Genomic DNA, 20492 nt, shown 5'->3' with positions numbered 1-20492 from the left:
GATATGTGTGATGGGTACAACAATTTGTAAAGATGATTTAATAAAACTAGGCTATAAGAAATATCAAGCTATTTCGCTAATTAGGCAGGCAAAAGCAATCATGGTACAAAAAGGTTGTCCGTATTATAACAACAAAAGGCTGGGGAGAGTACCGAGGGATGTGGTTGAATCAATTTTAGGAGTTTCCCTTTTGGCAGAAATGAGTAACTCCTAATGAAAAATAAAACGCAACAAACAACGAAATACCCTGGTGTATATGTTGATGATAAAGGAAATTTCTTTTATCAATCGGAATTTGGTATTGATCGAATTACGGGAAGACGAATACGTAAAAAGGGAAGAAAAGATGTTAATGGTAAGCCTTTTGCTTCCGCATTTGAAGCAAACAAAGAGTTAACTAGATTAAAAAGAGAATATCATAAGGTTAACAGTTATTCTAACTATAAAATGACATACGAACAATTTATGAATAGTGTGTACATACCTTATTATCAAACAAATGTTGAGGAAAGTACATTCTCCGTTCGAAAAAGAATATTGGAGAAGATCAGGGATAGATTTGCTTCTATCCCTCTTCGTTCAATTTCAGTTGAAGACGTACAGCATTTTCGCACATGGTTATTAACAAGTAAAGAAAATGGTGGTGCTGGGTATTCACAATCGTATGCAAGTCTAGTCTTTGGAACGTTCCGTAAAAGTTTAGATAAAGCTGTGGAAATGCAATACCTAGAAATGAATATTACTAAGAAGGTTAGAGCAATACCAAAAGGTAAGGCAAATGTGTCGTATTGGACAAAAGAAGATTTTGAAAAAGTGATAAACCAAATTTATATAGAAGATTTTTATGAACATTTGAATTTTGTCATGCTGTGGGTCTATTATATGACTGGAATACGAGTGAATGAAGGCACTGCTTTATGGTGGAATGATGTTGATTTGAAAAATAAACGTTTACGTGTCCATCATATGTTAATTATGAAAACGAGAAGTGAATGGAAAAGAAATTCGTATACAAAAACGGAAGATGGAAAGAGAATAATTGCACTTGATGATGATACAATAAATATATTAACAGTATGGCGAAATCGACAATTGGAGATAGGGTTAGGTAATTCAAATGACTTTATTTTTAGTTATGATGGATTGCCAATGATTAAATCGACAATAGGCAGAATCATTAAACGCTATTCTCAATTCGCAGGAGTAACAGGGATTCAAGCAAAAGGATTGCGTCACTCCCATGCTTCATATCTAATCAACGAGTTTAACGTTTCTGTTCTTGTGTTATCACAACGTATGGGGCATTCAAATCCAGAGATTACTTTAAAACACTATGCTCATATGTGGAGTGGGGCAGATACTGCAATTGCTGATGCAATGACTGGAAATATTGAAATTAAAACCTCTGAACGATCTAAAATTAAATTCAAAGGAAATCAAGTATTAAATAAAAGTAATATAAGAAGGTAACTATTATTTAGGGGACAAACACAAAATAGGGATTTCCTTTTGACTTAATAAAGAATTTATTTTTAATTTTGGTGTCCGTACCTTAAATAAATATTTACAAGATATATAAATTTGGTAGGCTATATTCGACAATACTTTGATTAGATTTGTTACAAAGTTGAAAGCTGATGTTATACTTAAATAGGGTTTATTCTAAGCTATTGGAGAGAAGTACTATGGATTATTTTGAGGTTGACATCTCTAGTTGGAAATATGAAAATATTAACGTTTCAGGTTCAAAAGAAAAGCGTTGGTATCGATCACTAGATACAAACCAGTTAGCGCTATTTAAATTGCCTATTTCTATGACGAGCGATAGCTCAATTGGTTTAGGGGAGTCTACTGGGGAAGTGTGGTCTGAAAAGATATGTAGTGAAATCGGTAATTATATTGGTTTTCCTACACATAATGTAGACATAGGTGCTCTTGTAATTGATGATGAGGCTATAGAGTTCTACGGCTTGAATGGGAAAGGTGTCCAATCTGGAGATAAGGTGTTTGGTGCTTTATGCTGGTCTTTTCTAAACGAGGATAAAGATAGTTTAGTTGAGGGTGCAGATATGATTATGGATTTTGACGAAACTTATGATCGAGAAATATTACAAGGTAAACGTGAAATATATAATTTTGACTTGTTATATAGGCTTTTCGGTGAAAATAATATTTTAGATCATTTATTTCAAATGATAATATTCGACACATTGATTGGCAATACTGATCGACATCAGGATAATTTTGGTGTAATCAGGGACGAAGAAACCGGACAGCAAAAATTTGCTCCATTATATGATAACTCCTCGTCACTGGGGAGAGAAATGAATGAAGAACGAATAAAACTTATGTTACGCGATCAAAAAATGTTTGATTCTTATATATTTGGGAACAAGTCTTCTACACTTATACGATGGGAAAAGTCATGGACGAAAAAAAAGTTAAATATTATAAAGTTCTATGAGAATGTGAAAAAAGTACATCCGCAAGAAATTAATAAACATTTATCCAATGTTGAAACACTTACGGACGAAGTTATAGAAAGTATAATTTCTAAGGTTCCGTCGATAGTAATGTCTGAACCTAAAAAAGAATTGGTAAACAAAATTTTAAGAACGAGAAGAGATTATTTAGTAGAGTAGGGGAATGTGATATGCCCAAAGGAAATGAAAAATTATTAGTATCATGGAAAGGTCCTAAATCCAAAGAAAATTATTTTGTTGGACTAATCTCAAAAAATCATAGTCCTGATGGTTTAAATTATAAATTCATTTATAATCATGAAGTTGTTCTACAAGCAAAGGAAGAAGGTTTTATTCCATTTGTTGGATTGAAGGATATTAATAAAGAATACATTAGTGATAAATTATTTTCTGTTTTCGAGAGAAGGTTGCCCAACCAAAGTCGCAATATTTTTAAAAAAACCATTGATGATTATCAGCTTCAAAAAAGTGATTCTGTAACGTGGGAATATTTAAAAATTACGAAAGGAAGAACTGCTACTGATAATTTATCTTTCTTAGAGCCTGTGTATTTTGAAGATGATAAACTAACCTATAATGGAGAAATTGCGGCTTGGTCCTTCACCCAAAAAAATAATATTGACTTGAAAGTGAATGATCAATTAATTTTACGTATCGACGAAAAAAATGAAAAGGATATTCAGGCAGTTGAAATTGTTAATCCAAATAATAAAAATGGACGTGTGGGATTTATTCCAAAGCCCTTCAATAAAGTATTTTTTAATTTGTTGAAAAAAGGATATGTTTTATCGGGATACGTTAAATCATTGGATATTAATGATAGTAGGCCAACTTTAACTTTAGAAACAAAAGTTTCTAAGGAGGATATTGATTATAATGAATTAGAATACTTAATTCATTTTAAGTAATAAAGGGATAATTTTTTAAAATATAATGAGATATGTTTAAATGGCTAATAGTGAATGATGAGGGATTGTTTTTCCCACCTAAAACACCACCAAAACAATAGGATTCTCCAAGAAGTACCGTCATTTAAGGAAATACAGAGTACTATCAATTATTGAGTGGGAATAGTTATAATAGAGCTAGAAACCTTGTGTATCAAGGGTTTCTAGCTCTTTTTTATTTTTAATTCTTTCCTTTCGTTTTAATGTGTGAATTCATCATTCCATCCCTTACACACATCAATCCATTGTGTATAACCAGAGTGTTTTTCTAATTGTTTGATTGTGAGTTCAATAGCACTGTTACTGCTCCCGCAGGCTGGATAGACTGTCTCAAAACGTTTGAGTGACATATCTAAATAAACAGAAACGCCATTCTTTATAGCAAAAGGACATACTCCGCCAATTTCATGACCGACCAAGTCAACGACCTCATGAGGAGGCAGCATTTTCGCTTTTGTTTTAAAATATTCTTTGAATTTTTTGTTATCAACTTTTGCATCGCCAGAGGTCACAACTAAAATAGCTTGTCCATTTACTAGAAAGGAGAGTGTTTTTGCGATTCTTTCAGGTTCGCAGCCCAATGCAGAAGCAGCCAAGTCTACGGTTGCACTAGATACTGAAAATTCCTGAATTCGAGTATCCATCTCATATTGTTTAAAATAATCTTTTACTTGCTTGATTGACATGATGATTTCTCCTTTTTATTCGTATTGATTTGAAGTTTGCTCGACTTTATTATTTAAACGATATTGATGTGGTGTTAGGTGATACTTTTTCTTAAATAAACGAATGAAATGCTCTACATTTTGATAACCAACGGCTCCCGAAATATGATCCACTTGTAAATTACTCCCGGTTAGCATTTCGCAGGCTTTGTCCAATCTTATTTCTTGTCGAATCTCACGAAATGATTTGCCGAGTTTACGAGCTATATATTTTGACAGATAAGATTGTGAAAGGTTAAATTCCTCTGCCATCTCCTGAATTGTTATATGCTCACAACATTGCTGGATATATTGAAGCATTTGAATCATACGTATATCACTATATTGTTTGACCTCAATGACGTTCATATGACTTGGTTTGAATCTTAATAAGAGACATAATAATATCTCAAACAAATTATTCATAATCAACTGGTAACTAGGAAACCGATTGTGATTTTCTATAAATAGTTGAAGAGAGCAGTCTAGCAAATTTTTATCCAAGTGACTATGGAAAATAAGAATATGTTTATTTTCTTTTATATACAATGCATTCAAAAAGAACTCTGAAATGACATGATTTCCTTTTAACATTTTAAAAAACACTTTTTGAAAAGTACTTTTACGGATCATGATTTGGATTGCGATTGTATTCTCCATTACATGTGGCTTGTGTATTGTGTCAGGTGGAATAAAGGCAATATCTCCTGATTTTAAAACGATTTTTTTATCTTCCACTTCTACATACATCTCATTTTCCAGAACATAGATCATCTCAAAGAAATCATGGATAGCCGACAATTGAGGCATAAAACGGCTATACTTTCTCACTTCGATATCTTTCTCCTGACCTAACCACATGCTATCCTCTTTTTCAAATTCGTTTTGCCCTTTTAGCAAAAATTCTTCTATATATATTTGCTTTTGCATGAAATTGTTTTGATCATAATCCTTCAAAAATAATTGCAATGATTGTTTGTCATGCTTTTTCTGTTGGTATTGTTGATAAAAGATTTCTTGTTCGTTATATTCTCTTAAATATTGCATCGCTTCATGTTTTTCAAGTTTATCTGTTTCCATCTACATCCAAACCTCTAGTTTATTTACTGCAACCACCAGGGCCTTCACTGTTGCTTCTATAATATCTTTATCGATTCCAGCACCCCAATGCATTTTTCCTTGATATGAAATACCAATCTGTGCACAGGCTTTTGCTTGAGAATCGTTGCCCAAAGAATTCTGTTCATAGACTTCCAAATCATACTCGAGATGAAAATGTGCTTTTAACGCATTACTGATTGCATCTAAACTTCCAGTGCCAGTTCCTTGTATGTCAATTTGTTGATGATCTCTCAGCAAAGTTAAGGTGACTTCTTGCTTCTCTCCTTTATGAAATTGATAATCGATCAGCTGGAAATGAGGGTGAAAAACAACATACTGCTCTTTAAAAACATGATATATTTCTTCGACAGACAATTCCCTATTTGTCTGATCAGATACTTTCTTCGCTGTATATCCCATGGCTTCATTCATTTGATAAGGAAGTTGAATACCATAATTTGTTTCTAATATATAGCCTATGCCGCCTTTTCCAGACTGGCTATTGATTCGAATTACATCCGTTTGATAATTCCTCCCCAAGTCAACTGGATCTACTGGGATATACGGAACGTCCCATGTATCAACATGATGTTCCTTTCTATATTTCATCCCTTTAGATATCGCATCTTGATGTGACCCAGAGAATGCGGTGAAAACCATCTCACCAGAATATGGCTGCCTCTCATGAACAGTGATTCTTGTTAGTTTTTCATATTTTTTACGAATCGCTTCTAAGTTATTGAAATTTAATTGTGGATCATAGCCTTGTGAATACATATTCATCGCCAAAGTAATCAAGTCTACGTTCCCTGTACGTTCACCGATACCAAATAATGTCCCTTCGACTCTTTCTGCGCCAGCTAGCACACCAAATTCTGCATCACTCACTCCAGAGCCACGGTCATTATGAGGGTGAACAGACAATGTCACACTGTCTCGGTAAGATAGATTTTTGTGTATATACTCAATCTGACTTGCAAAGATATGAGGCATTGAATATTCAACTGTTGTCGGAATATTGATGATCGCTTTATGATGTGGTGTTGGTTTCCAAATATCTAAAACACTATTACAAATATCTAATGCATAATCCACTTCTGTTCCTGGAAAGCTTTCAGGACTATATTGAAAATAAATGTTACTTTTTGTTTTTTCGGCCAGTTCTTTTACTAAAATAGCGCCATCAATGGCAATTTGTTTAATTTCATCTTTTGTTTTCTTAAATACTTGTCTGCGCTGCGCTTCTGACGTCGAATTATATAAATGAACAATCGCTTTCGGTACCCCCTCAATGGCTTCGAAGGTTCGGCGGATAATATGCTCTCTCGCTTGCGTGATCACCATAATCGTGACATCGTCTGGAATCATATGACGATCAATCAGTGTCCGTAATAGCTTAAACTCCGTATCATTAGCAGCTGGAAATGCGATTTCAATTTCTTTAAAACCTATCTCTACTAGTAGCTGAAACATGTCCAATTTCTCTTCTAAGTTCATAGGAATAGGTAATGCTTGATTTCCATCCCGTAAGTCCACACTGCACCATATCGGAGCACGTTCTAATGTTTCTTTTTTCACCCAATCATAAGTAAGGTTCGGTGGCAAAAAGTATTTCTTTTCGTATTTTTTGTGGTTAAACATCATCGATTCCTCCTAGTAAATAGAATAAAAAAAGTCCTTCATCTCCAATATTTTCATTGGAGACGAAAGACTTCTTCTTACGCGGTACCACCCCTGTTTCATGATAACTTTACATTATCATGCGCTTATTCGGATACAGATTGTTTGATCTGATATCCTTCCCGTATAACGGCGGGGTGCCGACCTTAACTACATCAATCATTTTCATTTCACTAAGGCTACTCTAAGGTGAGTTCCCTACCTTTATGTTATTGCTTCTCATCAACCAGCAACTTTCTGAAAACATTTCGGCAAGTATTATTCCTTATCATCGCATTCTCATTTTTCTGATTTTTTCTATTATACCAAGATGACAAAAAAGTGATAGTGGTAGGGATGTCTTTTTTAATTGATTTTTTTTGTCCTGTGGGTGCCTATCTTCATTTTTAATCCTCTTCACCAAATAAAAATCCAAGGCCACAAATAAAGGTGAGTGAATTCATAGCGAACAATAAAATCGCACCAATTTTTTTCATGGCAATTAACCTCCTCTTAAATTCAGTCTGATAACCTTCAAAATTTAAATTCACTGGTTTATCCTCTAAATCATCCACAGCGTTTTGTTCTGTCACTGGCACACTTTCATCTACCGTTTTAAAACTAAGTTCGTCCATCCAAATTTGACCTTGACCATGCAGTAATATGCCAAACGCAATCACTTCACTTTTTACTGGAACATCTAGAACTACACTAAAATGATTCCAGCCGTTTGTTCCTGTAATGGGACGGTTCATCATATTGTCAAACGCAAGAACTTCACCTGAAGAATGATCAATTCTCATCCATAAACCAGCTGAACCTTTCACATCTTCGCTTTTGACAAAAGCAGAAAATTGAAGGCGTTCTCCTCGGTAACGATCAGACTTAATTTGCTGCATCAATGTTGCGAAACCTCGAGCTTTTTCATCTTTTGATTTTAAATAAGCGGAGTTAGTCCCACTGTGTACAATTCTGTTATCCAAACCTGTTTCATAGTCAGATGGGGTATCCTTGTCATAATCCATCTAGCAGGTGTGTTCTGATGATCAGCCATATTTGTTTCCTCCTCATCAATGACATTCCTTAATAACTTCCGATAATGTGCGGGTGACATGTCATATATCTTCTTAAAGGCTCTAGGAAAGGATTCCTGTGAACCAAAACGATACTGCAATGCGATATCGATCGCCCTTTGGTCCGTATGAATTAAATCCTTCGCCGCTTGGGTCATTCGACGTGCCCGTATATAATCAACAACTGACTTCTTCATCACTTCACTTTTTTGAACATACGGTGAAAGTGAAACCTAGAATAACCAGCGTGTTTCGCTAGAGTTTGAAGCGGTAAATCATCTTTCAGATACTGTTCAATATAATTCAATGTTTCTTGAATCGTTTTCTCATGTTCTTGATAGGACAACCGAGCACCTCCTTGCCTTACGAGTTTAGTATAGCGGAAATGATCTTTAGGAAACTTGACTTTTTGTGCTGTGTTGAAATATTAGAACGGAGACAGTCGTTCCCAGGTTCAAGACTAGGTATTCTTATACTGATTGAAATTTATGGGGGGAAATAGAAATCGTCCGTGAATTGGATGTGATTCTATATTAAGGAATTGCTCTCTTAGGCCTTGAGTGTGACATCTGGAAAATACTTCACGGTTTCTCCAAACATCCGCAGCTTAGGTTTGTCATGGGGAGTATACAAAAACTGAAGATGGAAAGAGAATTATTGCTCTTGATGATGATACAATAAATATATTAACAGTATGGCGAAAAAGACAATTAATTGTTCCTGTTTTTTTATACTAAAATAGTGTATTTTTTCAAAAAATAAATGAACATTAGATCACTATAAAAAGGAAATGTAAATGTTTATGTCGAATTATGATCTTGATGTGAGATTTTATGATTTAGGAAATAGTAAAGGAGATCAAATTATGGCAGATACAAAACTGTGGGTGAGAAATATGTATACAGGTCCAGGCGGTGGCGCGTATACAGGTCCAGGCGGTGGACTATATACAGGTCCAGGTGGTGGACTATATACAGGTCCAGGCGGTGGACTATATACAGGTCCAGGTGGTGGACTATATACAGGTCCAGGTGGTGGACTATATACAGGTCCAGGTGGTGGACTATATACAGGTCCAGGTGGTGGACTATATACAGGTCCAGGTGGTGGACTATATACAGGTCCAGGCGGTGGGCTATATACAGGTCCAAGCGGTGGAATGTATACGGGTCCTGACCAAAATCCTTATATGGCAATACATCCACCTTGGCCATTATTTGTTAAAGAACTTCAGAAGCTGAGAAAGCAAAGAGAGGCTAAAATAATTGAAGAGGCTCTTAGGGGAATTGGTTGGAGAATATAATTTTGTGTATAATCCGACACGATAGTATCGGAAAAGCAATCTTATCATATTATAGAAAATGATATAGTTATATTAGAAATAAGAAAAAATTTTGGTTTTGATAATTGCATTTCCCACCAAACAAACCACGAAAACAATAAAGTTACTCGAAAAATATAGGTGCTTAGTAATTAAAAGCTTATTGTATATTATCGAGTGGGAGTGATTTTATGCTTGATAGAAACCTATGTATATCAAAGGTTTCTATTTTTTATTATCAGCTTTTTATTAATATATCTTATCCCTACTCTGTTGAATTTTATTTGTAAGTTTCCGATAATAGAAAGTACAGGAGCTTTGTTTTACAAAGTGTAAAGTTTTTAATTGCATTTTTTAAATTGAATTAATAGAACTTTAACTGAGATGGGTTAGGAGAGGTCTTATGGAAAATTTAATTGAAGAATTGTTAAAAACAGATACGCCTTTGGATTTTTTTGAGGAAAACTATTATGCTGTTCAAGATATTAGGCTATTTTGTTTTGACACTAAAATTAATAATTTTGGTATTGATTTTACTTCAAGAAAAATAGATAAATATATTGTTCAAAGCTTTTCGAGGTTGGAGCAAACTCTAGTTATTGATAAATATAACTTTGATTCTTATTTTAGAACAATTAAAGTACATCGTTGTTTTGACTTTGATTCTAATATAATTAGTTATTTAAGAGATTATCTAGTACATAAGCATACTGATGAATCATTCAGAAAATTGTTGTCATACTTAAAAAGATCGGGGGCACAAATCAGTTGTGGTCCATATATATTAGAAGCAAGTGCTAACAGGCACGATATTGACTGCAAATATATTTATGAAAGTTTAATTTCATTCTTTGCTTTTGATAATGCTAAAAGTATAGAGGAATTTGAAAGTTATAATTTTAATATTATTAAAAACGAAAGTGAAATCGCCAAGCATGCCTCGAGAGTAATGAAAGAAGTTAAAATGAAAAAATCATTCTTAGATCTAACAAATTATTATTTAATATATTGTTTGTTACTTAAGATGTTTGAAATAGACTTTAAGTCAAAGAAAAGCTCAAAGAATAAAATGTTAGAATTACTAGAATACATAAACCATGAAATATTTGCGTATGTAGAAAAAGAGTTATATTTAGCATATTTATTTTTCGATAAAGATAAACGAGTTAGTTCTTTTTTTGATCCTATTAAAAAAAATTCAACAAATGTAATTTCTAAGATTAGTGCCATGGCTTGGGATTTATTACATTTAAGAAATTTAGAGTTACAAGTTGCATTTAGAAACTCTGGTTCAAGAGATGTTTTTTTGCATTTTTTTTGTTCACGTGATTTTGGAATTAATAATATATTAAATTTAAATCCAATAAAAAGGTTAGCAATAGTAAATAAGAGAGCTTATCCATTACACGAAAATAATATAACTCAACTAGAATTTGGTAAGCAGATTACAGATATTTTATTGATGTATAAACATCATAGAGTTGAAAATAGAGCAAAATCTAATTTGAAAAAACTATCATTTAAATATGAACAATCTTTAATAAAGGTTTTGGGAAAATAATTTTATTTGGGTTTTTGTAAATCATAATAAAGTAGCTTGGCATTAAGCCAAACTACTTTTTATCAAATTACGCATTCCACTCATAATCTTCATTTTGATGAAATTTACCTTGATCATTTCTTTCATATGCACATAGGATTTCTTCAATAAATTGAAGATCGGTTACTTGTTTGCTGGTTTAAGTATAAGGAAATGTAACATTTTTCGTGTACGTTGTCTAATTGCCTTGACATGGAGAACCGTCTTTCGGTTGTAAGTCTCATTCATATGAAAGAATAAAAAAGCGATTCATAGATTGACAAGATGATCATTCAATGACGATGATTCACTTTCTTCCTTCTTAAATATCTCCACAACACCACCGCAAGAACAAGCAAAATGACACATTGAATCGATAGTAAAAGCATTTGCAATTCCATAGGCGTTTGCCCATTTGTGGTTTGATCCAAGATATTATGCACCGCGTGCCATATGATGACCCATTGCAGGCTGTTAGTGAGTGCCACGATTTCGGCTGCAACTAGTCCAAATAAAAAGGCGAATATGATTTGTGCCACTGTTAAAGTGAGGCTTTTTCCACTTAATAGATTAGCAGCATGTCCAAGGGCGAATAGTACCGCAGATCCCCAGATGGCAGTGCTAAGATTGATTCGTTTTAAATATTGAAACAGGATGCCGCGAAAAATACCTTCTTCAAAAATACCGACACAGACCATGAAGAAGCAAAGCGCCGTAAAGGAAGAGAGGGATAAATCTGTGTTTAATCCAGCAATAAACGGGATGGCCTCAATGAAAAGAATGGGAATGACCCACATACCAAGAGATCCTTTTTGAAAACCTATTTCTTTCAATTGAAAACGGCTTTTTTGAATAATGAATAGAAGAAAGAGAGACCCAGCCATCATGGCGCTGCCATTGATGAAATAGATGGTCATTGGGTCGGTTACTTCTTTGATGGATAGATAGACACCTGCGCTTGTTGGAATGATTAAAGAAAAGAGCAGTAGAAGTACTGATTTTCGAATGCTTGTCATTGGTTTCATTGTTGATTCCCCCTCTAATGTCAGAGTAATGGAATCAAGCAGAAGTCACAATGAAATCTTCCTAACATGTCAATTTTTAGCCCTAAGATGCGCTTTAAACTGTTGTTCGTTTCTCTCGCTGCTGTAAAAGATCGTTGATTTCCTCAGCGGTTGCTTGATCTTTTTTATACAATAGGTACTTGATCACAAAGAATAAAGCCATGACCACAAGGAAATTCACGATAAACGAAAGGGGGCTGATTTCACCGCTGACGATGATGATGGTGGTCATAATCATGCACATCACAAGGACGATATATAGAATTTGTTGAAAAAGAATCCGTTTATGGCTGTACGTTTGTTTTGGGTATAGCAAGAAGGTCAGGGCGCTTGAAAAAAAGGAACTGAACATGATGGCTTGTAAAATATAGATGGGCATCGTTCCAAACGTAAAACAGTAAATCAATACGAGTGCAGTAAAGATTATACAAAATGTGATCAAAAGATTTGTGATATAACGTTTCATCCTGTTCACTTCCTTCGTAACCCAAGTTTCTCTTTTAATGATTGGATATAAAAACGTGAAATCATCACCTTTTCCTCATTTGTAAGCTTTGCTTCAAAACGACCACTCGTTTTAGGAGAAATAGCGGCAATAGAATCTATATTCAGAATCATCGATTTTGAAATCCTGACATAATCGTGCGCTTCAAGCCGTTCTTCAAGTTCAAATAACTTTTCCTTTAAGAGAAACACTCCATCTGACGTATACAAGAACGATCTTTTATCAACGCTTTCTATATATAAAATGTCGTGATAATAGACCTTTTTCACTCTTTCTTTCGTGGGTTCTTGTGCTAAGAAATAGGGAGCTGACTGCTCCACTTGCTGGACAAGTTTTTCAATCGCTGGATTGAGTTCATAAATGTGAAAAGAAACATACTCTGATTGCGGCTTTTGGATGAAATGAATATCCGTTTTCATTTGTTTCTCCTCTGTTTAATAGGATTTTTCATAATCTCTCTTCAAAATTGAATACATATACACATCATCGAATCCCTTCTGACCCAATTCATACTCTCTTAATAAACCCTCTTGTACAAAATGTATCTTCTCCAATAATTGAACAGAGGACGTATTAGCTGGATCAATGATCGCTTCAATCCGATTCAAGTTCATCTCCTGAAATCCATATCGCAATACCGCAGTAATCGCTTCCTTCATGATGCCTTTTCTCCAATGATCGTGGTGTAATTCATAGCCAATTTCCGTACGGCGGTGCTGTTTTTCTAGATTGAGAAAGCCGCAGCTGCCGATGATGGTTGGGTTGTCTTTTAAAGAAATGCCCCAGCGGATGCCTGTTTGTTCTTTGAAGATATTGTCATACCACTTGATTTCACCTTTTGTGTCTTCGATGGATTCATGTGCATCAATGCCCATGTAGCGGCAGACAGTTTCATTGGATAAATAGATGTGCATATCCTCAGCATCTGCGATCGTTGCTTGTTTTAAGATCAGTCTTTCGGTCTGTATTGTTGGAAATGATTGTGGAAATATCAGTTTATGTCTAGTCATATGTATCTCCTATAGTTTATTTTATTTAAATTATACCTGTATTGGTACAATTTGTGGAATGCTCTGATATAATATGAATTTATCATTGGGGTAATCATGTACATTCGAATTTTACTTTAAAAAAAGAGGATAAAAGAAATGGGCATTTTTCTGATCATGATTTGTATCATGATGATCACCGTATCTTTAATGATTTATTTATTTAAAAAGGGAGCCTTTCGTTCTAAGGTGTTAGTGATAATAGGTTCTGTTTTAGGTGGAGCCATACTAGTTGTCTGGATAGCAATGTTTTTTAATTTTCACTCTATCACTTTAACAGATGAATCGATAGGTCATTTTAAGATCGGTCAAACATTTAAGGGAGATCATCAGTTTGTTGAGAATTCTCAATTCTCTCATCAAAAACAGACGGTCTACATGGAAAAAGAAAATGAAGATTTTGTCGTATCAGTTGATCAAAATCATCGAGTAACATCTATTTACAATCAGTCAAAACAGAAAAATCTTCAAACATCTAAGGGAGTTAAAATAGGAGAAGATTATTCATCTGTGATACAAACATATGGAGAGCAATTCAAGAAGCTCTGGTTTGTCGAAGGGTATAGCAAAGGTATACAATACCAAGATCAATCAAACGGTATCATTCTAGAGTTCTTTTTCAATGACAATAAACTAGCACTCATTGAACTTCGTAGTAAGCGGAAATAAAAAAGTAGAAAGTAAAAACAAGCATTTTAGTTGAAATGCTTGTTTTTATGTTGCTTTTCCATAACATGCCTTACAATAAAAAACCCCTTCATTCCTTAGCCAAGCCTTCACCTCTGTCATCCCTCGTCTTTTTGGATAGATCAGCTTGACGTACACTTCTTCGTTTCCTTCTATCTTTTTCTGACAGCTAGCACACGTGGGTTCTTCAAATAGAAACAATCAATATCCTCCTTTTTGTAGATATTTATTCCATTATATCAAATATTCAACATAATCTTTGCGGCCTGTTCTTCACTTTTTCTATTTTTGTCCGACATATGGTAAGGAAAAGAAATTTTCGTTTGTTGAAACCGTTTGAGAGAAACCTTGCTCTAACAGGTGTAGGAGGTGTGGATGAGATGAAACAAGTGCGTCTAATTAAAAAAGCACAAAAAGGGAATGTCCCGGCATTTGAGACATTAATGCTGATGTATCAAGAGCGTTTATATAAAACGGCTTTTCTCTACACAAGAAATAAAGAGGATTCGTTAGATGCTGTTCAAGAGACGGTCATTAAAGCGTTTAAGCATTTATCTGGCTTAAAAGAGCCGGCTTATTTTTCTACCTGGCTGACGCGGATTTTGATTCATACGATTTTTGCGATGAAGAAAAAGCAGCAAGATGTTGTTCCGTTTGAACAGCATCATGAGAGCGTGGAGCGACATGATTTTTTAGAAGACAAGCTCGATTTAAAAAATGCACTTGAAGTGTTAGATGAGCAATATCAGCTCGTGATTCAGCTATTTTATTTTCAAGATTATTCGATTTCAATGATTTCTGAACAGATGGGTGTGCCTGAAGGAACGGTTAAAACTCATTTGTATCGAGCAAGAAAGCTATTAAAGCAAACATTGGAGAAGGAGGAGAGTGTCGATGGAACGAAAAGAAATGAAAAAGCTTTATGAAGAGATTGATGTACCAAAAGTTGAATTGACCTCTGCAATTCGTCAAGCAATGGGAGATGTGAAAGCGGAAAAGAAAAGACGTTGGTTCACATGGAATTGGAGAACGCCAATCTATTCAGTTATCGCCCTTGTTGTCCTTTACTTTTCATCAGGCTTCATTTTTCCTTCTCTTAATACAGCGATGGCTCGAGTGCCGTTTGTTGGACAGTTATATATGATGTTTCACGATAAAGTAGGAATGTCTCTTTTTCAGAGTGAGTTGGTGAAGCATGTCAATGAGGGGGCTGAATCAAGAGGGGTTACTGTGAAAGTAAACAGTGTGTATTATGATGCAGGGCGGCTTGTTTATACGTTTACTGTGGAGAATTTGAATACAAAGGAAGATTCTGTACCATTCATAGTCAACAACTTCGATCGTATAAATGACACTTTCCAACCGAGTTACGACAATCAGGGATTGAAAAAAATGAAAGATGGCCGCTATGTTGGGCAGACGGAAGTCTATACAAATGGACAAACGATCAAACAAGGTCAGCAAGTACCGCTTGTTATTTCGAAGATTGGGGATATTGTAGGGAATTGGCGCTTCAAGTTACCTGTGGTCAAGCAAAAAACCACTTTATTAGCGGGACAAAAAGACGTGTCTATTTTAAATGGACGTTATCAAATAAGAAATGTAAAGGTAGAAAATGGAGTGAATGGCTCTGCAATTCAATATGCCATTGATTACAATGGTTTTGCCAAAGATGATAAAGTCAGTATAGATGGAATGAAGGATAATTTAGGGAATGAGTATCAGCTTGAGATTGGGACCGTTTTAAGAAAAAAACAAATGTCTTCTGACAAAACTAGAAAAGATCATTTAACGATTTTGAATCAGCCGATCAATCCAAAGGCGACTGAATTGACATTTGACACATATGTGAATATCGAACGGGAAGAAAGCAAAATCATTCCTCTTCAGACAAAGCTGCCTGTTCAGTTCAAAACAAAACACCATGGCATCGGAATCAAAATCAATAAGATAGAGCAAAAAGACCGTTCTGTGATTGTTGATTATCAATTTACTGGAGTAGACCAGAAAGAATTAGATGAGGATGTGATGAAGAATATCGGTGAATTCATTGGATTAGGCGATGTTGAAAAGATGAAATCATGGCCCAATCCACAAGCAGACTATGAAAGCGGATATTACTTGAAGGGGAACCATGCGAAGATGACGAATTTAAAGACAGCTTCCATGCAATCCACCTTTGAATTTGATGATAAGAATTTAGAAACTTTATCATTAAAACATTTTTCTTTTAAAGAATATGGGCTTTACCTTGATTTGTCAGAACTGAATATGTTGGCACCACAGAAGGCGATAACGGTAACCATTCCAGTCAAAAAAGAAACATCAAAAGCTAGTCAATAAATAAGAAAGCGAACATGATTACACATGTTCGCTTTTTGTCTGCTTTTGAACCAGCTGATTGAACGAGTACCGAATCAACATCAACGCAACAAAACTGGCTAGCCCGCCGATCCAACTTAAATTCGTTACATTTGTATATTGAATAATCAGACCACCCATTGATGATCCGAGCATCATGCCGATATTCATAATCGCTGTATTAAAGCTCAGCACGGTTTCAGATGTTTCGGGTTTTAGGGAGATGAGATAAAATTGCTTCGCTGGTGTTGTTGTCCATGTGGCGGTGCCCCAAATGGCGAGCGTGATGAAGACGCCAACTACCGAAAATTGTGTAAAGGATAATGCAAAGAGCATGAGCATCTGAACCGTGATGCTGATTGAAATGGTTCGGTTTGGTCCCCATTGATCGACAGCGTATCCACCAAAGCGCGAGCCAATAAAAGCGGAGATGCCTAAGACAAGCAAGGCAATGCTTGTCAGTTCAAGCGTAAATCCGGATGTTTGCCGCAATAATGGCGAAATGTAAGCAAATACCATCGTGTAACCTAAAATCCAAAAGGCTGTCGTGGCTAAGCCGCTTAACACCCTACGGTCTTGAAGAATTTGCATTTGCTGTTTGAATGGCACATGGGAATGGCCCTCCATAGGCGGTAATAATTGATAAAGAAGAAACAAGAGACATGTGGTCCCTATTGCAATGATGAGAAAAATGGCATGCCAATCTACATATCCTGCTAAAAATGTTCCAATCGGTACACCGAGTACTAGTGAAACAGTAAATCCAGTGATTACTGTTGCCATCGCACTCCCCTTTTTTTCTGGCGGGGCGAGCTGCGCTGCGTAATTTGTTGCGAGCACAATATATAAGCCGCCACTCATGGCCATGATGACTCGCGAGAGCATGAGCAGCATAAAGTGATGGCTAAAAAAGGCAAGCACATTACCTGCTATAAACATGGAAATCGCCGATAAAAGAACCTTTTTTCGATTCAATTTCGATGTGGCCATGACTAAAAAGAGGGCACCCACGGCATAAAAAAGAGAATAGATGGTGATGAGCTGTCCTGCAACCGGGATGGAGATGCGCATATCGTCAGAAATGATGTCCAGTATGCCTGATACGACGAATTCTGAAGTACCTGTGACGAAAGAACCGACGGCTAAAAGAAATATGAGCAATGGATAAGATGTACTTTTCATTTTGAACCCTTCCTTTATGTTGAAACGTTGTATTCATTTTAAATTCCGTGCTAACATAAGTAAAATTGATGTTTTTCATGAAAGGGATGAGTGAATACTCATGAGCTTTGTTCGATTCGAGACGATGGCTAAGGTGGTCGAGCTAGGCAGTTTTACCGCTGCAGCTGAAGCATTAAATATGACACAGTCTGCCGTGAGTCATGCGGTGGCAAGTTTAGAGACGGAGTGGGGTGTGTCTTTATTCGTGCGTGACCGAAAAAAGGGCATTACGCTGACAGACACCGGCGAAACCCTTCTTCCGCATATAAGAGAAGTGCTAAATCGAGTAGAGAAAATTCAACAGGAAATTGCGCTCACCAAAAATATTGAATCTGGCTTGATTCGGATTGGAACATTTGCCAGTGCATCCGCTTGTTTATTGCCAAAGCTACTTGTGAGCTATCAGAAAAAGCACCCAAAGATTGAATTTAAATTCTATGAGGGGACATATGAAGAAATATTGGAGTGGCTCGATTCTGGCATTATTGATGTTGGGTTTGTCGTAAAAGGTAAAGCGGATGAAGCGTTTGATCTATTGCCACTTATGAAAGATAAAATGGTGGTTGCCTATCACGAAAATCATCGTTTTAAGCAGCAGCCAATTGTAGACATGAAAGAATTAGCAGATGAACCGTTTATTATGCCAACTGGCATGTATCAGTCCCATGTAGAGGATATTTTTGCAGAGGCGCAAATCAAGCCGTCTATTTTATTTGAAGTGCATGATTGTACGACCATTGCCCGCATGGTTGGGGAAGGACTTGGTGTGACGATAGGTCCTGAGTTATTCCTGAAAACGCAGCAACTTGTGCAGATCAGTCACCTGAATGTATCGCATCATCGTGAGGTGGCGCTTGCCTGTCCATCGCTCACGCAAGCTTCTCCTGCTGTGAAGGCATTTTTCGATGTAGCAGAAACGGTTTTTGCCAGAATTCAGTGATGGGTGTATAAAGAACTAGATGTGATTTTCCAAATTCGTGTAATAAGACGAATGAAGCGGACATTTCTTTGAAAAATGTTCGCTTTTTGTATTGTGTTTTAAAAATGAAGTTGGTACAATAGACACAGAAATCAAATAGATAGAAGTCGTATAATGGCGGGGATATGGCCCGCAAGTTTCTACCAAGCTACCGTAAATGGCTTGACTACGTCAATTCACACTCGTTTGATATAAATCATGCATTGTTCTTGTTTGATGTCACGGTCTGAATTCACATTGTAGTCAAGCGTCCCAAAAACTGTTGGGGCGTTTTTTATTTGACTTGTGAATGGGACAGACTAAAGCAAAAGGACATGAAGGGAGTCAGTTGGCTTTGAAACAGTTTTTTCAGTTTGATGAGTTAGGTACGAATTATCGCAGAGAGATCATCGGCGGTTTAACGACATTTTTGTCGATGGCTTACATCTTGTTTGTTAATCCGATCACACTTGCTTTAGTAGCAGTACCGGATTTTCCAGATAAATTACGAATTGATCAGGGGGCTGTCTTTACAGCTACGGCGTTAGCTTCTGCGGCAGGTTGTTTCCTGATGGGATTGATCGCCAGGTACCCGATTGCGATTGCACCAGGTATGGGTCTGAATGCGTTCTTTGCTTTCTCGGTGGTTCTTGGTATGGGAATCTCATGGCAGGCAGCACTTTCCGGTGTGTTTGTGTCAGGATTGATTTTCGTTGCCCTTTCTTTAACAGGTTTCCGTGAAAAAATCATCAATGCTATTCCGAGTGAGCTGAAGCTGGCTGTTGGTGCAGGGATTGGTTTGTTCATTACATTTGTGGGTCTTCAAGGCTCCGGTATTATTGCAAATAACGATAATACGCTCGTTTCGATTGGAAACATTCATAGTGGTCCTGTCCTGTTGACGGTATTTGGAATCGTTGTGACTGTCATTTTAATGGTTCTTCGAGTGAATGCAGGTGTCTTCATTGGGATGCTTGTGACAGCCATTGCTGGAATGATCTTTGGTCTTGTGCCAGTTCCATCTCAAATTATCGGAAGCATTCCAAGTTTGTCTCCAACCTTTGGTCAAGCTTTGATTCACTTGCCAGACATCTTCTCCATTCAAATGCTTGTGGTCATTTTAACGTTCCTATTCGTTGGGTTCTTTGATACAGCTGGTACACTTGTGGCTGTGGCAACGCAGGCTGGTTTAATGAAAAATAATGAGCTGCCTCGTGCAGGAAGAGCGCTTCTGGCGGATTCTTCTTCTATCGTCGTCGGTTCTGTTCTTGGAACATCAACGACGACGTCTTATGTTGAATCTAGTTCAGGTGTTGCTGCGGGTGCTCGCTCTGGTTTTGCAGCCGTCGTGACAGGTATTTTCTTCTTACTTGCGATGTTCTTCTCGCCACTATTATCTGTCGTGACATCGAATGTAACGGCACCTGCTTTAATCATTGTCGGTGCACTGATGGTAGCACCTCTTGCGAAGATCGCATGGGATCGTTTTGAAATTGCGGTACCGGCCTTCTTAACCATGATTATGATGCCACTGACATATAGTATTGCGACAGGGATTGCGATTGGTTTCATTTTCTACCCGATCACCATGATCTTTAAAGGAAAAGCAAAAGAAGTGCATCCAATTATGTACGGCCTGTTTGTCATCTTTATTCTATATTTTGCTTTCTTAAATCATTAATCGTTTGTCTGAAACAGCAGCTCATGGAGGCTGCTGTTTTTTGTAGGAAAATTTTAAAAACATAGTTGACTTATAGGAATTATATGTTTATGATAAAAA

At 36.3% G+C, this 20492-nt stretch carries 23 protein-coding genes, 1 riboswitch and 1 other annotated feature; of the genes, 11 read left to right on the top strand and 12 right to left on the bottom strand.

What is annotated here, in order from left to right; translation table 11 throughout:
- The first annotated feature begins 10 nt into the window (after positions 1–10).
- The 4 genes from EBQ12_RS16160 to EBQ12_RS16145 all read left to right on the top strand — a co-directional run bounded on the left by EBQ12_RS16160 (position 11) and on the right by EBQ12_RS16145 (position 3391).
- Positions 11–214, top strand: coding sequence for a DUF3173 domain-containing protein (locus tag EBQ12_RS16160; protein WP_056705756.1), 204 nt, complete (start codon positions 11–13; stop codon positions 212–214).
- Complete coding sequence (locus EBQ12_RS16155; RefSeq protein ID WP_125590692.1) at positions 214–1470, top strand: tyrosine-type recombinase/integrase; 1257 nt, start codon at positions 214–216, stop codon at positions 1468–1470. Before EBQ12_RS16160 ends, EBQ12_RS16155 begins: the two co-directional genes overlap by 1 nt.
- 215 nt (positions 1471–1685) lie before the next feature.
- Complete coding sequence (locus EBQ12_RS16150) at positions 1686–2642, top strand: HipA domain-containing protein (RefSeq protein WP_125590690.1); 957 nt, start codon at positions 1686–1688, stop codon at positions 2640–2642.
- 11 nt (positions 2643–2653) lie between these two features.
- On the top strand, positions 2654–3391 hold the full coding sequence (locus tag EBQ12_RS16145) for an HIRAN domain-containing protein (protein ID WP_125590688.1): 738 nt from the start codon (positions 2654–2656) through the stop codon (positions 3389–3391).
- Positions 3392–3630: 239 nt separating this feature from the next.
- On the opposite strand, the gene EBQ12_RS16140 is transcribed toward EBQ12_RS16145, so the two are convergent.
- From EBQ12_RS16140 to EBQ12_RS19540, 6 genes are all read right to left on the bottom strand, one after another.
- Positions 3631–4116 carry a YbaK/EbsC family protein gene (locus EBQ12_RS16140; RefSeq protein ID WP_125590686.1) on the bottom strand — a complete coding sequence of 162 codons (486 nt, stop codon included), beginning with the start codon at positions 4114–4116 and terminating at the stop codon, positions 3631–3633.
- 15 nt (positions 4117–4131) lie between these two features.
- Positions 4132–5214, bottom strand: coding sequence for a helix-turn-helix domain-containing protein (locus EBQ12_RS16135; RefSeq protein ID WP_125590684.1), 1083 nt, complete (start codon positions 5212–5214; stop codon positions 4132–4134).
- Positions 5215–6876, bottom strand: coding sequence for a 2-isopropylmalate synthase (locus EBQ12_RS16130; RefSeq protein WP_125590682.1), 1662 nt, complete (start codon positions 6874–6876; stop codon positions 5215–5217). It lies immediately after the preceding gene.
- 55 nt (positions 6877–6931) lie between these two features.
- Positions 6932–7196, bottom strand: a binding site (T-box leader).
- Positions 7197–7301: 105 nt separating this feature from the next.
- On the bottom strand, positions 7302–7793 hold the full coding sequence (locus EBQ12_RS19550; protein ID WP_039168461.1) for a hypothetical protein: 492 nt from the start codon (positions 7791–7793) through the stop codon (positions 7302–7304).
- A 38-nt stretch (positions 7794–7831) separates the two neighbouring features.
- Positions 7832–8164, bottom strand: a complete 333-nt coding sequence (locus EBQ12_RS19545) for a helix-turn-helix domain-containing protein (protein ID WP_231101356.1) — start codon at positions 8162–8164, stop codon at positions 7832–7834.
- The gene (locus tag EBQ12_RS19540; protein WP_231101357.1) at positions 8164–8313 is read right to left on the bottom strand and encodes a hypothetical protein; all 150 of its coding nucleotides are present in this window, start codon (positions 8311–8313) and stop codon (positions 8164–8166) included. Before EBQ12_RS19540 ends, EBQ12_RS19545 begins: the two co-directional genes overlap by 1 nt.
- 519 nt (positions 8314–8832) lie before the next feature.
- Here EBQ12_RS19540 and EBQ12_RS16120 point away from each other — a divergent pair.
- Together EBQ12_RS16120 and EBQ12_RS16115 are read left to right on the top strand one after the other, a co-directional pair.
- A complete protein-coding gene (locus EBQ12_RS16120; RefSeq protein ID WP_125590680.1) occupies positions 8833–9270 on the top strand; it encodes a hypothetical protein in 438 nt (145 codons plus the stop codon).
- Positions 9271–9691: 421 nt separating this feature from the next.
- The gene (locus EBQ12_RS16115) at positions 9692–10849 is read left to right on the top strand and encodes a hypothetical protein (protein ID WP_048003530.1); all 1158 of its coding nucleotides are present in this window, start codon (positions 9692–9694) and stop codon (positions 10847–10849) included.
- Between the two features lie 311 nt (positions 10850–11160).
- Here EBQ12_RS16115 and EBQ12_RS16110 read toward each other — a convergent pair whose 3' ends face one another.
- The 4 genes from EBQ12_RS16110 to EBQ12_RS16095 form a co-directional block, all read right to left on the bottom strand.
- Complete coding sequence (locus tag EBQ12_RS16110; protein ID WP_048002170.1) at positions 11161–11892, bottom strand: CPBP family intramembrane glutamic endopeptidase; 732 nt, start codon at positions 11890–11892, stop codon at positions 11161–11163.
- Positions 11893–11986: 94 nt separating this feature from the next.
- Entirely contained in the window at positions 11987–12397 is a 411-nt protein-coding gene (locus tag EBQ12_RS16105; RefSeq protein ID WP_125590677.1) for a hypothetical protein, read from the bottom strand.
- A 5-nt stretch (positions 12398–12402) separates the two neighbouring features.
- Positions 12403–12855, bottom strand: coding sequence for a LytTR family DNA-binding domain-containing protein (locus tag EBQ12_RS16100; RefSeq protein ID WP_125590675.1), 453 nt, complete (start codon positions 12853–12855; stop codon positions 12403–12405).
- Between the two features lie 15 nt (positions 12856–12870).
- Complete coding sequence (locus tag EBQ12_RS16095; protein ID WP_125590673.1) at positions 12871–13446, bottom strand: GNAT family N-acetyltransferase; 576 nt, start codon at positions 13444–13446, stop codon at positions 12871–12873.
- Positions 13447–13584: 138 nt separating this feature from the next.
- Here EBQ12_RS16095 and EBQ12_RS16090 point away from each other — a divergent pair, with 138 nt between their 5' ends.
- Entirely contained in the window at positions 13585–14154 is a 570-nt protein-coding gene (locus tag EBQ12_RS16090) for a hypothetical protein (protein WP_125590671.1), read from the top strand.
- Between the two features lie 45 nt (positions 14155–14199).
- On the opposite strand, the gene EBQ12_RS16085 is transcribed toward EBQ12_RS16090, so the two are convergent.
- Positions 14200–14373: a hypothetical protein gene (locus EBQ12_RS16085; protein ID WP_034282854.1), complete on the bottom strand. Its 174-nt coding sequence runs from the start codon at positions 14371–14373 to the stop codon at positions 14200–14202.
- A gap of 179 nt (positions 14374–14552) precedes the next feature.
- Between EBQ12_RS16085 and EBQ12_RS16080 the strand changes: the two genes are divergently transcribed.
- Positions 14553–15098: a sigma-70 family RNA polymerase sigma factor gene (locus tag EBQ12_RS16080; protein WP_125590669.1), complete on the top strand. Its 546-nt coding sequence runs from the start codon at positions 14553–14555 to the stop codon at positions 15096–15098.
- The gene (locus EBQ12_RS16075) at positions 15067–16515 is read left to right on the top strand and encodes a DUF4179 domain-containing protein (RefSeq protein ID WP_125590667.1); all 1449 of its coding nucleotides are present in this window, start codon (positions 15067–15069) and stop codon (positions 16513–16515) included. Before EBQ12_RS16080 ends, EBQ12_RS16075 begins: the two co-directional genes overlap by 32 nt.
- A gap of 18 nt (positions 16516–16533) precedes the next feature.
- Here EBQ12_RS16075 and EBQ12_RS16070 read toward each other — a convergent pair whose 3' ends face one another.
- Positions 16534–17715 (bottom strand): MFS transporter, encoded by a 1182-nt coding sequence (locus EBQ12_RS16070; protein ID WP_125590665.1) that lies wholly within the window; start codon positions 17713–17715, stop codon positions 16534–16536.
- A gap of 100 nt (positions 17716–17815) precedes the next feature.
- On the opposite strand from EBQ12_RS16070, the gene EBQ12_RS16065 reads away from it, so the two are divergent.
- On the top strand, positions 17816–18694 hold the full coding sequence (locus EBQ12_RS16065; RefSeq protein ID WP_125590663.1) for a LysR family transcriptional regulator: 879 nt from the start codon (positions 17816–17818) through the stop codon (positions 18692–18694).
- A gap of 126 nt (positions 18695–18820) precedes the next feature.
- A riboswitch (purine riboswitch) is annotated at positions 18821–18922 on the top strand.
- Between the two features lie 145 nt (positions 18923–19067).
- On the top strand, positions 19068–20393 hold the full coding sequence (locus EBQ12_RS16060) for an NCS2 family permease (RefSeq protein ID WP_024719393.1): 1326 nt from the start codon (positions 19068–19070) through the stop codon (positions 20391–20393).
- Positions 20394–20492: the final 99 nt, after the last annotated feature.

It is taken from the genome of Bacillus sp. 2B09 (assembly GCF_003946835.1).
Taxonomy (GTDB): domain Bacteria; phylum Bacillota; class Bacilli; order Bacillales; family Bacillaceae; genus Bacillus; species Bacillus altitudinis.
This window is presented reverse-complemented; position numbering and strand designations above follow the sequence as displayed.

Bases quoted from the DNA above. Each gene is read 5' to 3' on its own strand.
- EBQ12_RS16160 (WP_056705756.1), top strand. From the start codon at position 11: ATGGGTACAACAATTTGTAAAGATGATTTAATAAAACTAGGCTATAAG.
- EBQ12_RS16155 (WP_125590692.1), top strand. From the start codon at position 214: ATGAAAAATAAAACGCAACAAACAACGAAATACCCTGGTGTATATGTT.
- EBQ12_RS16150 (WP_125590690.1), top strand. From the start codon at position 1,686: ATGGATTATTTTGAGGTTGACATCTCTAGTTGGAAATATGAAAATATT.
- EBQ12_RS16145 (WP_125590688.1), top strand. From the start codon at position 2,654: ATGCCCAAAGGAAATGAAAAATTATTAGTATCATGGAAAGGTCCTAAA.
- EBQ12_RS16140 (WP_125590686.1), bottom strand. From the start codon at position 4,116: ATGTCAATCAAGCAAGTAAAAGATTATTTTAAACAATATGAGATGGAT.
- EBQ12_RS16135 (WP_125590684.1), bottom strand. From the start codon at position 5,214: ATGGAAACAGATAAACTTGAAAAACATGAAGCGATGCAATATTTAAGA.
- EBQ12_RS16130 (WP_125590682.1), bottom strand. From the start codon at position 6,876: ATGTTTAACCACAAAAAATACGAAAAGAAATACTTTTTGCCACCGAAC.
- EBQ12_RS19550 (WP_039168461.1), bottom strand. From the start codon at position 7,793: ATGCAGCAAATTAAGTCTGATCGTTACCGAGGAGAACGCCTTCAATTT.
- EBQ12_RS19545 (WP_231101356.1), bottom strand. From the start codon at position 8,164: ATGAAGAAGTCAGTTGTTGATTATATACGGGCACGTCGAATGACCCAA.
- EBQ12_RS16120 (WP_125590680.1), top strand. From the start codon at position 8,833: ATGGCAGATACAAAACTGTGGGTGAGAAATATGTATACAGGTCCAGGC.
- EBQ12_RS16115 (WP_048003530.1), top strand. From the start codon at position 9,692: ATGGAAAATTTAATTGAAGAATTGTTAAAAACAGATACGCCTTTGGAT.
- EBQ12_RS16110 (WP_048002170.1), bottom strand. From the start codon at position 11,892: ATGAAACCAATGACAAGCATTCGAAAATCAGTACTTCTACTGCTCTTT.
- EBQ12_RS16105 (WP_125590677.1), bottom strand. From the start codon at position 12,397: ATGAAACGTTATATCACAAATCTTTTGATCACATTTTGTATAATCTTT.
- EBQ12_RS16100 (WP_125590675.1), bottom strand. From the start codon at position 12,855: ATGAAAACGGATATTCATTTCATCCAAAAGCCGCAATCAGAGTATGTT.
- EBQ12_RS16095 (WP_125590673.1), bottom strand. From the start codon at position 13,446: ATGACTAGACATAAACTGATATTTCCACAATCATTTCCAACAATACAG.
- EBQ12_RS16090 (WP_125590671.1), top strand. From the start codon at position 13,585: ATGGGCATTTTTCTGATCATGATTTGTATCATGATGATCACCGTATCT.
- EBQ12_RS16080 (WP_125590669.1), top strand. From the start codon at position 14,553: ATGAAACAAGTGCGTCTAATTAAAAAAGCACAAAAAGGGAATGTCCCG.
- EBQ12_RS16075 (WP_125590667.1), top strand. From the start codon at position 15,067: ATGGAACGAAAAGAAATGAAAAAGCTTTATGAAGAGATTGATGTACCA.
- EBQ12_RS16070 (WP_125590665.1), bottom strand. From the start codon at position 17,715: ATGAAAAGTACATCTTATCCATTGCTCATATTTCTTTTAGCCGTCGGT.
- EBQ12_RS16065 (WP_125590663.1), top strand. From the start codon at position 17,816: ATGAGCTTTGTTCGATTCGAGACGATGGCTAAGGTGGTCGAGCTAGGC.